This is a genomic window from Geobacter sp. OR-1, assembly GCF_000813145.1.
Taxonomy (GTDB): domain Bacteria; phylum Desulfobacterota; class Desulfuromonadia; order Geobacterales; family DSM-12255; genus Geoanaerobacter.
Map to the genome: position 1 here is coordinate 34,333 of NZ_BAZF01000019.1, position 13,301 is coordinate 47,633.

Genomic DNA, 13,301 nt, shown 5'->3' on the forward strand with positions numbered 1-13,301 from the left:
AGCCTGCGGCAAATGGCGCACTTGCAACCCCTTCCTGTTGAGACTAAATCCGGGTCTCAGTCTGCTGCAATTCCCTTGGTAGTGGTGTATATGAATCGCTTTACTATAGGATTCTGACTCGATTTGATCTCTCTGGGTGTCCCGACTTCTATAACGCGGCCATCATGCATCATTCCGATGCGATCGGAGATGTACAGGGCGAAATTCAGATCATGGGTAACAATAACAGTGGTGTTCTTAGTAGTCTTCTTGAGCTGCAGAATCGTATTGGCCAGCTCATCGGTATTTATCGGATCAAGTTCCGCTGTCGGTTCGTCATAAAGTATGAGATCCGGGTTCATGGCTAATGATCGGGCAATTGCAACCCTCTTTTTCATGCCGCCAGAGAGTTCGGCGGTCATCAGACCCTGTTTGCCGTCAAGACCGACCAGAGCAAGTTTTGACGCAATGATCTCACGTATCCTCTGTTCCTTGCAGATCCGCTTTTCCCGCAACCAGAGCCCGACGTTCTCGCCGACAGAGAGTGAATTGAACAAGGCAGAGGATTGAAACACCATGCTGTAACGATAGTTTTGACCAAGACCCTGCGGCTTTCCCCCGAAAATCGGCACCCCGTTGATCAGAATTTGGCCGCTGTCAGGTGTCTCCAGCTTTACAATATGCTTGAGTAAAACGCTTTTACCGGTCCCTGACGGTCCAATTATGGAAAAGGTTTCTCCGGCCCGGATCTCCAGGTCAACATCCACAAGCACATGATGAGAGCCGAAAAACTTGTTGAGTTTTTCAATCTTGATATCGACGCCTTTGGTATCGTCAAGATCTATGGTCGAAACTTCATTGTCATGATTGAAGATGCTGTGCGTGAGGCCGTGCTTCAACATGTCAAAAACGCCGCCGGGCGTGCTTTCGAAAAGCGACCTGATGTTCACTGCGCCCCCTGTGGACTAATTGTATACATCCCCGGCACTATACCAAACCATATCGGTACACGCAAGGCGCTCGGTTAGCTTCTGAACCGTCCTTCCCGGAAGAAGGCACCCAAAGCGGCATGTATTAAAACAAGTAATACCTGCGATTGCTGAACATTTCCTTGTTCCGATAAATATACTGGGTCAGGAGCAGAATCGCCAGAGATGCCGCAATATTATTGACCCAAAGACCGTCGCTGTTCACCTGGCTACCGAGGAGCCGCTCCAGCTCTGCCACGGAAATATATTTGACGTTGATCAGCGTGTTGATTATTTCAAAGATGTTATAGGCAATCAGAAGGCGCCAGGTAAGCAACTGCTTCCTCATGGTCCCCAGAAAAAGATAGAGACAGATCAAACAATCTGCCACCACGAGAGCTTGAGCCGGAATGCCGGTATAGATGCGGCCCAGGAAAGGAAACGGGTTGCCGTACGTTGAAGCGGATACCAGAAAAAAAACAGGTACAGACCTGAAAGAAGAGTAATACCCAAAGGTCGTTCCTCACCGTCTCCCCTGCTCATCGTTCTCACCGTTTGCGCCTCATATCGCTGAAAGCGACACACACAAAGATAACAAGCAGAACTACCGCTATGAATATCCAATCTCCCAGGCTCATCCCCCACATAATAGTAACTCCGTTATCCGGCAAGTGCGTCCAGCGATTTTCTGGCATCGTCATATCCGGGGTCGCGATTTAGGGCTTCAGTAAAACATTCCGCGGCATTTTTCGGCATTGCCAGGTTCTGGTAACAAAGTCCCAGATGGTGCCATACCTCCGGCATGGGAAAATCCTCGATAAACACCTGATCATCAAGAACATCGGCGAGAATTGCCGCGCATTCCTCAACATCGCCGGACTGAAAACAGGCAAAGGCAACCCCGATTGCCTCAAGATAATCTACGGGAGGGATCTTCGGAAACTTACCGGCAAGGATTCTCTCGGTTCGAAGCAGCAACCGTTCGCTTTCCGGGCGCTCGATCAGCGGCCGGAGCTCTCCCCAGATACGGGAAGCGTTTTCGTACCTGCCGAGCAGGTACTGGACCTCCGCATACCGAAGGCGGACGTTCAGATCATCGGGAGTCTTATCGACGGCCATTTCCAGGTATTTCTCCGCCCGATAAAGCATTACGGTGCATTGCAGGAGGGACGACATCCTCAACCCCCGGTCAAGGCATGCAGCGCCGATTTCTGCGGCAAGACCGGCATTGTCGGGTTCAAGGAGAAACATCACTTTCATGTAATTGATTTTGCGGTCAAGATACGAAACGTCAACCTCTTTATGGTCCAGCATCAGGATATGGCTCGCAAGTTCGGCAAGGAGATGGGGATAGGCATCGCGCAGCCAGGTTGCATATATGGTATTACAGCTGCAGTCCGGATTTGTTCGCAACGCGCTGTATATCCCCCGCCCGACCATATCATAATCCGGTTCAGCACCGGCAAGGGCCTTGAAATCGGCATTCTCGAGGGGTATTGGTATCCCGTCGAAAAGTATCGAAGCGCGGCCATCCCGCCCTTCAAGCAAAGTCCCCGGGGAGGGTGTGTACCAGGTTATCCCGGTTATTGGTGTCGGTCTGTTCACGTTTTCTTGCCTCCAGCAAAATCAGCAGTGGGAATCGATTATTATGGGAAACACATTTTTTCTGATCATCCCGATGCTCCGTTCCAGGGCATCAAGTGCCCGGGTCCTGACATCCTCCTCAGCCCAGTGCATGGCATCCAGCAACATCTTGTTCCGGTATCCCTGGGCATCGATCAGTTTTACGAATGACCCTGGCAACTGCGGTGATAGTTCCACATCGTTCATTATACCCCAGGCAATGGTCCATGCCCTGGCCACGTTCAGATTGTCATAGCCACCGCCGCCAACCGCCACCCATGGGATTCGCAACGCCTTCAGTTTCCTGAGTATATACGAATAACTATGGGTGGTGATTTCCAGATTCGTCAGCGGATCAGTCCTGAAAGTGTCGGCGCCCAGTTGAGTTACTATTACGTCGGGATCAAAGGCTGCCATCAACGGATAGGCAACCTCGTCGAAAGCCTTCATATACAGCGCATCGTCAGAATGGGCAAGGAGCGGGACATTGACCGAATATCCCTTCCCGTTCCCGGTACCGATTTCACTCTCGAACCCGGTGCCGGGGAAAAAGTAGATGCCGCTTTCATGCAGTGATATCGTCAGGACCCTGTTGTCGGAGAAGAAAGCCTCCTGAACACCGTCACCATGATGAGCGTCGATATCCAGGTAAACGATTCGCTTCCCGCGTTCCAAAAGGTAATTTATTGCAATGACTGAATCGTTGAGATAAGAGAACCCGGATGCCTTGGAGCGATGCGCATGATGCCACCCGCCGGCAAGATTGAATGCGATGTCGTACCCATCTTCGAGAACCAGCCTGGCAGCCTCGACCGTCCCGGAAGTACCGAGCAAAGCCCAGTCGAACAGACCCTCAAAAACCGGATTCTCAACATCTCCGAGGCCGAACCGGAAATCGGCGCGGGGTTCGGATGTCGCACTGAACTCTTTCAGTTTTTCCAGATATTCACTGGAGTGGAATCCAAGAAGCTCTTTTTCTTCCACCAGTGGGTACTGATTATATAATTTCCCCGTCGAATCAATCAGTCCGTAGGCATGCATCAATTCATAGGCAAGCTGATAACGCTGCACATGAAAAGGGTGATCGGCGCCAAGGAAAAAATTACCGAACCTAGAGGAATAGATCAGGGCTGTCTTGAGAGGCAATCTATCTTTCCATAAATGCTAAGGGATTGTTAATTCACGGGACTTTACATCGTTGGCCTTTACCCGTCAATAGATATTTCCATCGGAAAACTCCCCGGACATAGTGTTGCGATACACTGGGTGAAGCATGGACAACCGGTTGTTTTTAAATACTCGGATATATTAATGTGCCTAGTATTGATTAAATATTCCTTGGGGCATCCAAAATGGGTTGACGCGACAAGTGTATACTGTATACTTGTTCAGATTTTGATTAATTGCATCAACCCCATATCACTTTTAGAAAGGATTCAGAACAGATGAGAATTGCAATCAATGGTTTTGGCAGGATCGGTCGGATGGTGTTTCGGGCGGCACTCAAGGAAAAGAGCATTGAAGTTGTAGCAATAAATGACCTTACTGATGCAAAGACCCTGGCCCACCTGCTTAAGTACGACTCGGTTCACGGAACTTTCGCTGCCAAAGTGGAAGTAAAGGATGATGCAATAGTAGTAAACGGCAAGGCGATCAAAATCTACAAGGAAAAAGATCCGGCAGCTCTCCCCTGGAAAAAGGAGAAAGTTGATGTGGTTCTCGAATCGACCGGGCTTTTCACTGACCGGGCCAAAGCTGAACTGCACCTGAAGGCCGGTGCAAAAAAGGTTGTCATCTCGGCTCCGGCGACCAACGAAGACATCACCATCGTTATGGGCGTCAACAGTGACCTGTACGACCCCAAGAAGCATAATATCATCTCCAACGCCTCCTGCACCACCAACTGCCTCGCGCCGGTCGCCAAAGTGCTGCACGACAGCTTCGGAATCGAGAAAGGGCTGGTCACCACTGTCCACTCGTACACCAATGACCAGAACATCCTCGACCTGCCGCACAAGGACCTCCGCCGCGCCCGGGCAGCAGCAATGTCGATGATCCCGACCAAAACCGGAGCGGCAAAAGCGATTGCCCTGGTAATGCCCGACCTCAAAGGGAAGATGGACGGTATGGCCATCAGGGTGCCGACTCCGAACGTATCGGTAGTGGACCTGGTCGTTACTCTCAAGAAAAAGACCGATGCCGACAAGGTAAATGCCGCTCTCAAAAAGGCAGCCAAAGGGGCTCTCAAAGGGGTTCTCGGATTCGAGGAAGAGGAGTTGGTCTCCATCGATTACAACGGCAATCCGCTCTCCTCGATTGTCGATGCCGGCAGCACCAAGGTTATCGGCGACAACATGGTGAAAGTCCTCTCCTGGTATGACAACGAGTGCGGTTTCTCTCAGAGGGTGGTAGATCTCCTGAAACTAATAGACTCCAAGAAATAATCAATCCAAATGAAATCAGGCTGAGGGGGATAACATCCCCCTCTTTTTTTCATCTGAAATTCACATGGAGGTGCATAATGCCGATTCGCTATATTGATCAACTCAAGGATCTCAAAGGAAAGAAAGTCTTTATCAGGGTAGACTTCAACGTTCCTCAAGACGAAAAAGGGAACATCACCGAAGACTCCCGCATAGTCGGCGCAGTGCCGACTATCAAGTTTGCTGTTGAGCAGGGTGCTAAAGTGGTTTTGGCATCCCATCTGGGAAGGCCCAAGGGCGAAAAGAAACCGAAATACACCATGGCGCCGGCAACCAAAAGGCTTTCACAGCTGTTGGGGAAAAAGATCATCCAGGCCCCGGACTGCTTCGGCCCCGAGGTGGACAAACTTGTCAATGCCATGAAACCTGGCGATATAGTAATGCTGGAAAACGTCCGTTTTTATCCGGGCGAAGAGAAAAATGATCCCGCCTTTGCCGGCCAGCTGGCCAACGGCTGCGAAATTTACATTAATGACGCCTTTGCCGTCTCCCACCGCGCCCATGCATCGGTTGAAGCCATAACCAAGCTGATCCCCTCCGTTTCCGCCGGCTTCCTGATGAAAAACGAAATGTCGTTCTTTGACAAGGCGATGCGGAACCCGGTGCGCCCACTGGTTGCTATCCTCGGTGGCGCCAAGGTCTCCGGAAAGCTTGAGGTCCTGGAGGCGCTGATCGACAAGGTCGACAAGATCGTCATTGGCGGCGGCATGGCCTTTACATTTCTCAAGGCCCAGGGATACCGGGTCGGCAAGTCGCTGGTAGAGGACGAACTCATACCAACGGCAAAAAAGATCATGGACAAGGCCAAAAAGAAGGGGGTCAGCTTCTACCTCCCTGTTGACTGCATTGTAGCCAATGCCTTTGAACCGACGGCAACAAACTTTATCACCACTACCCAGGAGATCCCCGAAGGTTGGATGGCGCTCGACATCGGCCCGGCTTCCACCATGCTCTTTTCCGAGACCCTGCGCGACGCCAAGACCGTCATCTGGAACGGCCCCATGGGAGTTTTCGAGATGGACGCCTTTGCCCGGGGTACCTTTGCAGTGGCAGAAGCAGTGGGAAACTGCTTTGCCACCACAATCATCGGCGGAGGAGATACGGATGCGGCGGTCCACAAGGCCGGTGTCGCCAGCAAGGTCAGCTACATTTCCACCGGTGGCGGCGCCTTCCTCGAACTGCTGGAAGGAAAGACCCTGCCTGGAGTGAAGGCGCTCGACGTTAAATTAAAATAGGAGTTCATATATGCGTACACCTGTAATAGCGGGAAACTGGAAACTGTTCAAAACCTCCGGAGAGGCTTCAGAACTGATCAAAGGGCTGATCCCCCTGGTAAAGGATACAACCGGTGTGGAGATCGTCGTGGCGCCTGTTTTCACGGTTCTAGACCGAGTGGCGCAATTGACTTCAGGCTCGGCAATAAAGCTTTCCGCCCAGGATTGTTTCTGGGAAGAGGAAGGCGCCTTTACTGGAGAGATATCGCCCAAGATGCTTCGCGATGCCGGCTGCAGCCACGTCATTATCGGCCACTCCGAACGCCGCCAGTATTTCGGCGAAACCGACGAGACCGTAAACAAAAAGACCAAGGCGGCCATTGCTGCCGGTCTTACGGCAATAGTCTGCATCGGCGAGACCCTCAAGGAGCGCGAAGACGGGATCATGAACGATGTCCTGATGCGGCAGGTTTCAAAAGGATTGGAGGGGCTGGCCTCTTTCAGTAATGTCATTGTCGCCTATGAACCGGTCTGGGCGATCGGCACCGGCAAGACCGCCAGCGACGGACAGGCCCAGGATGCCCATAAATTTATCCGTCAGGTGATAATGGATAAGTTTGGCAACGCCACAGCGGAATCAACAAGGATTCTTTACGGCGGCAGCGTAAAGCCGGAAAACGTAAAAGGGCTTATGGAGCAGCCAGATATCGACGGCGCCCTGGTCGGCGGCGCCAGCCTGAAGGCCGATTCCTTTGCCGCAATAGTAAATTTCGGCAAATAAGTGGCTTTCCTTTTTTAAAGGAATCTGATATAGATATCCAGTTTTCACAACTGGAGGCTTAGACATGACTTTTGTACTCGTATTTCTGCATATTATTGTCTGTATCGCTCTTATTGCCATAGTCCTGCTGCAATCCGGCAAAGGGGCGGAGATGGGCGCATCTTTCGGTGCCAGCGGCAGCCAGTCGGTGTTCGGCGCCGGTGGCGGCAACACCTTCATGAGCAAGCTGACGACCGGGGCAGCCATCATATTCATGCTGACCTCTCTCACCCTAGCCTATCGTTCCGGCCACACCGGAACTTCATCGGTGATGTCGGGCAAGGCAGCCCAAAAAGCGGCACCGGCACAGAAAGCCGCACCGATGCAGGCACCTGCCCAGGCTCCGGCTGCAGCACCGCAACAGCAGACAGCTCCGCAGACCCAGCCGGCAGCACCTGCACCGGCACAAAAGAAATAGTTTTGTCGATTTTACTGTTGACAGCGCAGTCCCGGAAATGGTAGATAGAAGACCCTGTTCGCAGGGGAGAAGTTAAGCAGAACATTTGACAATCAGATATGCGGTGGTGGCGGAATTGGTAGACGCACCAGCTTGAGGGGCTGGCGCTCGCAAGGGCGTGATGGTTCGAGTCCATTCCACCGCACCAAACAAAAGAGGCCGGGAATTTTCCGGCCTCTTTCTTTTTTGAACCCCGTCGTTACCGGCGGGGTTTTCTGTTATAATTAGATTAACTAGATAGACTGATACTGTTCACAAGTACCTGATAAAGGAGATGCCATGAAAACGGCAATAATAACGGCGCGAGGATTAGCATGGATCATTATCGCCATGCTCATGATGCCGATCTCTATATCGGCACAGGAACCCGGCGACACCGATGACTCAGCCAAATTCAGCAAGGAAGAGCTGACGCAGATGCTTGCACCTATTGCCCTGTATCCTGATTCACTGACGGCCCAGATCCTGATGGCATCAACCTATCCGCTCGAAGTGGTCGAGGCGGAGCGCTGGGTGCGGCAAAACAAGAACCTCACTGGGGCCGATCTGGACAATGCATTGAAGGATAAACGGTGGGACCCGAGTGTCGCAGCGCTCTGCCATTTCCCGAATATCCTTTCCGCCATGAGCGAAAAACTCGACCAGACGAGAAAGCTTGGCGACGCCTTTCTAAGCCAGGAAGCTGATGTCATGGCCACCATCCAGGAGTTGCGACGCAAGGCCGAGGCCGCGGGCAACCTCAAGACCACCGATAAACAGAAGGTGATTGTCGAGGATGAGGATATCAGGATTGAACCTGCCGAACCAGACACCGTCTATGTGCCGGTCTATGATCCGATGTATGTGTATGGTCCCTGGTGGTATCCGTCCTACCCCCCCTATTACTGGTATTATCCACCAGGTTTCGTCTCCGGAGCGTACATCGGTTTCGGCCCCGGAATCTATTTCGGCTTCGATTTCTTCTCCTGGTGCTGGTTCGACTGGGGGGGGCATCGTATCCATGTCGATTTCGACAGGGCCAGGTTCCACCGGCACGACCGGCGTGATTTCGATGACCGGTTCTGGCGCCACAATCCGATCCACAGAAGAGGGGTCGCCTATCGCGACCGGAGAACGAGCGAGCTCTTCGGCACGAGATCGCCGAGGGTCTCCCCCATTGCTCCGGAGACGCGTGGTTTTACCGGGAGAAGCGGTGTTACCGGACGAAGGACCGAAATCCCCTCCCCGTCTCTCCCTGCCATCCAGCGCGGGACGAGGAGTATAGCGCCGCAGGGAAGCCTGGAACGACGGACGCCGGGGACCGGCGAACGTCGTGAAGGTATCGGCACACCGACAATGCGGTCGCGGGAAGCGATACCGAGATCGGTACAACCAATGCCGAGATCGATCCAGCGCGACACCTCGTTCCGGGGCATTGGTGAAGGAAACTTCGAACAGCGGGCCGTGGAACGAGGCGGCAGCAGTATCCGGAGCAGCGAACAATCCGGCGGCTTCTTCCGGGGTGACGGCGGAGCGACTCGATCGGGCGGAGGCTCCTCGGGCGGAGGCTCCTCGGGTGGCGGTTCCTGGGGCGGAGGACGCGGGTCCCGCGGGAGATGAGCCGAGACGATACGGACAGGAAGGGAGGAGCCATGAACATATCCGCATTACATATATCTGGTGAAAAACGACGACCGGCTTTCATGCTCTGCGTCGGCCTCGTTATCATGATAGTTCTAATGGGATCTGCCGCCTTTGCCACAGTTGTACGCCAACAAGGGTTCGCAACGCAGGATAAGGCGGTGAACGCCTTTGTCACCGCGGTGCGCGCCAATGATGAAAAGGGTATGCTGGCGATTCTCGGCGCCGGGGGTAAAGAGCTGATATCCTCCGGGGATGAGGTGGCAGACACCACCGGCCGGGAAAAATTCCTCGCCGCTTATGACCGGAAGAACAGACTCGAACAGAAAGCCGCCACTATCACGGTGCTCCATGTTGGTGACGATGATTGGGCGCTGCCGCTCCCGATTGTCAAGAAAGGGGATGGCTGGGTTTTCGACACCGGCAAAGGGAAGAAGGAGATTCTGAAACGGCGGGTCGGAAGAAACGAACTGCATGTAATCGAGGTGCTGGATGCCTATGTGGATGCGCAACAGGAATATGCCACCAAGGATTGCCGCGGTGCCGGCAGGGTGGAATTTGCCCAGAGGCTTTTCAGCAGCGAAGGGAAACATGACGGCCTGTACTGGGAAACCGAGGAAGGCGAACAACAGAGCCCTTTAGGACCGCTGGTTGCGCAGGCGGCAAAGGAGGGGTATGCCAAGGAGAGCAGCCTGTCGCCATTTCATGGCTACTACTTTAAAATCCTCAAGGGCCAGGGGAAACATGCTGCAGGCGGCGCCTATAACTATGTCGTAAAGGATAAGATGATCCTCGGATTCGCTCTGGTTGCCTATCCGGCGGAATACGGCAATTCCGGAGTCATGACCTTCATGGTGAACCAGGAAGGGACCATCTACGAGAAAGATCTCGGCAGGAATGCCCGGCGCATTGCCGAGAAGATGAAGAGCTTTGATCCTGACAAGAGCTGGAAACCGGTAAAGGCCGATGAGGCGTCGAAAAAGAAACCGTAGTTGTCCGGGAATCGGGCCGGAGGGGAGATCGAATCTCCTCCGGCTTTTTCATGCCCGCCCTGCGTCAGGGGATTCGTCCGGAAATCACGCCGGCGCCGTTCGGCAGATCGATCGGCTCCCGTTTCAGATCGACCAACCCCGCCGCCGCCATCATGGCGAACAGCTCGGCCCGTGAATATGCCTGCCCCGATTCGGTCCCGATCAGCATGTTGAGTGAGAAGAGCGCCGGGAACTCCGGGCCGTCCTTCTTGTCGTCGAGGATGAACTCCTGCACCAGCAGTATCCCTCCCGGCTCCAGGGCAGCAACGGCCTTGTCCAGGATCACGGCGCAGTTCTCCGCACCCTCGCCGTGCAGAATATGCGACAGCCAGGCCACATCGAAACGCCCCTTGATCCCCTCCGCCACAAAATCACCATCCTCGAAAGATATCCGCTGCTCCATGCCGAACCTGGCAATGGTCTGTTCCGCAAATCGCCGGGTAGAAGGGAGATCGTAGACAACGGCATCCAACTCGGGGTTCTGCTGGCAGAAATGGATGGCGTAGGTTCCGGGCCCGCCGCCCAAATCAAGCAGGCGTCTGCGGCCGGCCAGATCGATCTGCGTGACAATCTTGGGCGCGATCAGCATGGCAAGATTGAACATCCCCATCTCGAAACATTCCCTGACCTTCTCGTCATCCGCATGCGATACGCGCTCCCTCACCGGCTGGCCGCTTTGCACCGCCACGTCGAGCATACTCCAGCCGGACATGAGATGATGGTGATGCTGGATGATATAACCGAGATACCGGGGCGAATTGCGTGACAGGAATTCAGTGGCAAAGGGTGTTGCCCGGTAGACACCTTTAATCTTGTCCACAAGATTGAGCGCGGCCAGGGCATTGAGAAGCATCTCCAAACCGCGGGGGTTGAGGCTTAGCATCGAGACCAGTTCCTGAACCTCGCATTCTCTGTCGCCAAGTGCAGTGAAAAGGTCGAGTTTTACCGCGGCATGAAGCGCACAGGTGCTCCAGTAACCGCCCGATAACTGCAGGAGAGATGCCGGTGTCCATTGCTGATTATCCATAATAAAACCTCCAGGTTGAATCATTGATCGAAGCTGCGATTGTCCGGTACCGGAAATGGGCCGGGACGGCAGCTCCTGACCGCAGCAACTCCGAAATTGTCTACGCCCCATCCCAGCAACTCGGCCGGAGGCGCTGTTGCCAGGTCAGGCGGAGGGTTTTGCCCCAGAAAAGCCAGTGCGCCGAAAATAAGGCGGCTGGCGTCCTTGATATTAATGCCGGTGGAAGCTGAAGAAACAACATTGTCGCGCTTGGACAGTTTGGCCCCGCCCGGCCCGGTTACCAGCGGCAGATGGGCGTATTCCGGAGTGGCATACCCCAGAAGCTGCTGCAGATGAATCTGACGCGGGGTTGAAGAGAGCAGGTCCGCCCCCCGTACCACCTGGTTGACCCCCTGCAGGGCATCGTCCACGACCACGGCCAGCTGGTAGGCAAACAGCCCGTCGCTGCGCTTGACCACAAAATCGCCGCAGAGCGACGGGAGCTGGAAAACGAGCGGCCCCAAGACAAGATCCTCGAACCGGATCGGTTCGGCAGTTGTCCTGACCCGCCACCCGCGCGCGGATTTCCCGGCAGGAAGCCCGTTGCGGCAGGTGCCGGGATAGATGAATTCGCCGTCGCCGTCATGCGGCGCGGTTGCGACCCTGGCAATCTCGGCGCGCGAACAGCCGCAGGGATAGGCGGCTCCGAGAGCTATCAACCGATCAAGCGCCTCTTGATAAAGTTCCCCCCGCTCGCTCTGGCGTACGACAGCGCCGTCCCAGGCAAACCCGAGCGCTTCCAGGGTCCACAGGATGTCGTCGCCGCATCCCGGCACAACGCGTGGGGAGTCCAGGTCTTCCATCCGCACCAACCAGCGCCCCCCTCCCCTTCTGGCCATGAGATAGCTCCCCACTGCCGCTACCAGCGAGCCGGTATGGAGCGGGCCAGTTGGCGAAGGAGCGAACCTGCCGACAATCATTCCGCTAGAAAGGAGCAGCAGTAATCGGAAACCGTGGCCACTTTCATGGTAAACGCCGAGTTGGAGGGAACCTGGAACGACTCCCCCCCATTTACCCTTTTCCATTCGCCACTATCACCAACCCGGTACTGGAGCTCCCCGGCAATGATCTCCATGATTTCGGCAACCCCGGTATTGAAGGTATATTCGCCAGGCAGCATGATACCGAGCGTCTTCTTGGTGCCGTCGCTGAACAGGACGGTACGGCTGGTAACGCTGCCGTCAAAATAAACATTCGCCTTCTTGACTACGCTAACATTGTTGAACTGATCCATCGTATTCTCCTTGTTTTGGGTTGATTCCGTTACTGGCCGGCGCCGAGCACCCGCCTGATACGCGCCGGAGTCTCCGGATGGGTGGAGAACAGTTCCAGGAGACTCCACCGGTGCCCACCGCCTGTTCCCTTTTCCCCGGAATGCTTGTCGTGTTCCGCCTGCAGCCGCGCCAGGGTGTCGGCATAAACCTTTGGCTTGATGCCGGCCTTGCGCAAAAAAGCGACCGCAGCATCGTCGGCCTCGTTTTCGAATTCCCTGGAATAACCGGCATCGATCAGCGCCGTCGGAATCGTTGCCGACAGCGAGGTTATCGAGGTTATGTCACCGGTCAGGGCGGCGATGAGCAGACCGGTCCCGGTGCTCTGCAGCACCTGCCGCAAGGCATGGCGCGACCGTTCATGGGCAGCCTCATGGGCCATAACCCCCAGGAGTTCGTTCTCCCCGCTGGCAAGTTCGACCATCTGGTCGGTCACGACAATGGTCCCGCCCGGCAGGGCAAAGGCATTGGCGCCCACACCGGGGGCGTCGCGCAGTTCGATCCGATACCGCCGTGCATCCGGCGATTTCTGCTGCAGTTCGGAGAATACCGCCTTGGCCTCGCGCTGTTTCGCTTCAGGGAGTTTGGTCGGCTTCATCAGATACTTGTCGAGAAAGGTCAGCGACTCTTTCCCCAAGGCGGCATCGGATGCCTCGGGAACTGCCAGCGCTACATGGCGCGCAATGGCCGGAACCGCAAACTTGATGAAACCGAGCACCACTCCTGCGGTCAGGGCCAGTGCCAGCAGGGCCAGCGGTAGCGACCGCTC

General features: G+C 54.8%; 15 protein-coding genes and 1 tRNA gene. 7 read left to right on the plus strand and 9 right to left on the minus strand.

Annotated elements, in window-relative coordinates; genetic code table 11:
* Positions 1 to 56: 56 nt before the first annotated feature.
* From OR1_RS16435 to OR1_RS16450, 5 genes are all read right to left on the minus strand, one after another.
* The gene (locus OR1_RS16435; protein WP_041973273.1) at positions 57 to 881 is read right to left on the minus strand and encodes an ABC transporter ATP-binding protein; all 825 of its coding nucleotides are present in this window, start codon (positions 879 to 881) and stop codon (positions 57 to 59) included.
* Between the two features lie 172 nt (positions 882 to 1,053).
* Positions 1,054 to 1,326, minus strand: coding sequence for a hypothetical protein (locus OR1_RS22875; RefSeq protein ID WP_237754329.1), 273 nt, complete (start codon positions 1,324 to 1,326; stop codon positions 1,054 to 1,056).
* Positions 1,323 to 1,490, minus strand: coding sequence for a hypothetical protein (locus tag OR1_RS22880; protein ID WP_237754330.1), 168 nt, complete (start codon positions 1,488 to 1,490; stop codon positions 1,323 to 1,325). The genes OR1_RS22875 and OR1_RS22880 overlap by 4 nt, the downstream gene beginning before the upstream one ends.
* 117 nt (positions 1,491 to 1,607) lie before the next feature.
* Positions 1,608 to 2,552, minus strand: a complete 945-nt coding sequence (locus OR1_RS16445; RefSeq protein WP_041973150.1) for a M48 family metallopeptidase — start codon at positions 2,550 to 2,552, stop codon at positions 1,608 to 1,610.
* Positions 2,553 to 2,573: 21 nt separating this feature from the next.
* Positions 2,574 to 3,716: an acetoin utilization protein AcuC gene (locus OR1_RS16450; RefSeq protein ID WP_041973152.1), complete on the minus strand. Its 1,143-nt coding sequence runs from the start codon at positions 3,714 to 3,716 to the stop codon at positions 2,574 to 2,576.
* Between the two features lie 299 nt (positions 3,717 to 4,015).
* Here OR1_RS16450 and gap point away from each other — a divergent pair, with 299 nt between their 5' ends.
* From gap to OR1_RS16485, 7 genes are all read left to right on the plus strand, one after another.
* On the plus strand, positions 4,016 to 5,014 hold the full coding sequence (gene gap, locus OR1_RS16455) for a type I glyceraldehyde-3-phosphate dehydrogenase (protein WP_041973153.1): 999 nt from the start codon (positions 4,016 to 4,018) through the stop codon (positions 5,012 to 5,014).
* A gap of 77 nt (positions 5,015 to 5,091) precedes the next feature.
* On the plus strand, positions 5,092 to 6,288 hold the full coding sequence (gene pgk, locus OR1_RS16460) for a phosphoglycerate kinase (RefSeq protein WP_041973157.1): 1,197 nt from the start codon (positions 5,092 to 5,094) through the stop codon (positions 6,286 to 6,288).
* A gap of 10 nt (positions 6,289 to 6,298) precedes the next feature.
* Positions 6,299 to 7,048: a triose-phosphate isomerase gene (gene tpiA / locus OR1_RS16465; RefSeq protein WP_041973160.1), complete on the plus strand. Its 750-nt coding sequence runs from the start codon at positions 6,299 to 6,301 to the stop codon at positions 7,046 to 7,048.
* Between the two features lie 64 nt (positions 7,049 to 7,112).
* Positions 7,113 to 7,505 carry a preprotein translocase subunit SecG gene (gene secG / locus OR1_RS16470; protein ID WP_041973162.1) on the plus strand — a complete coding sequence of 131 codons (393 nt, stop codon included), beginning with the start codon at positions 7,113 to 7,115 and terminating at the stop codon, positions 7,503 to 7,505.
* Positions 7,506 to 7,605: 100 nt separating this feature from the next.
* Positions 7,606 to 7,692: transfer RNA gene (locus OR1_RS16475), tRNA-Leu, on the plus strand.
* Between the two features lie 131 nt (positions 7,693 to 7,823).
* Positions 7,824 to 9,143: a DUF3300 domain-containing protein gene (locus OR1_RS16480; RefSeq protein ID WP_041973165.1), complete on the plus strand. Its 1,320-nt coding sequence runs from the start codon at positions 7,824 to 7,826 to the stop codon at positions 9,141 to 9,143.
* Positions 9,144 to 9,175: 32 nt separating this feature from the next.
* Positions 9,176 to 10,156: a DUF2950 domain-containing protein gene (locus OR1_RS16485; protein WP_041973168.1), complete on the plus strand. Its 981-nt coding sequence runs from the start codon at positions 9,176 to 9,178 to the stop codon at positions 10,154 to 10,156.
* 64 nt (positions 10,157 to 10,220) lie between these two features.
* Here the strand turns inward: OR1_RS16485 and OR1_RS16490 are convergent, their stop codons facing one another.
* Genes OR1_RS16490 through OR1_RS16505 form a run of 4 tightly spaced genes read right to left on the minus strand, consistent with a single transcriptional unit; the run spans position 10,221 to position 13,250 of the window.
* Entirely contained in the window at positions 10,221 to 11,222 is a 1,002-nt protein-coding gene (locus OR1_RS16490) for a methyltransferase (RefSeq protein WP_041973171.1), read from the minus strand.
* Between the two features lie 20 nt (positions 11,223 to 11,242).
* Positions 11,243 to 12,181, minus strand: coding sequence for a tRNA glutamyl-Q(34) synthetase GluQRS (gene gluQRS / locus OR1_RS16495; protein WP_041973174.1), 939 nt, complete (start codon positions 12,179 to 12,181; stop codon positions 11,243 to 11,245).
* A complete protein-coding gene (locus OR1_RS16500; RefSeq protein ID WP_041973176.1) occupies positions 12,178 to 12,495 on the minus strand; it encodes a pyrimidine/purine nucleoside phosphorylase in 318 nt (105 codons plus the stop codon). Before OR1_RS16500 ends, gluQRS begins: the two co-directional genes overlap by 4 nt.
* Positions 12,496 to 12,524: 29 nt before the next feature.
* Positions 12,525 to 13,250, minus strand: a complete 726-nt coding sequence (locus OR1_RS16505) for a M48 family metallopeptidase (RefSeq protein WP_237754331.1) — start codon at positions 13,248 to 13,250, stop codon at positions 12,525 to 12,527.
* Positions 13,251 to 13,301: the final 51 nt, after the last annotated feature.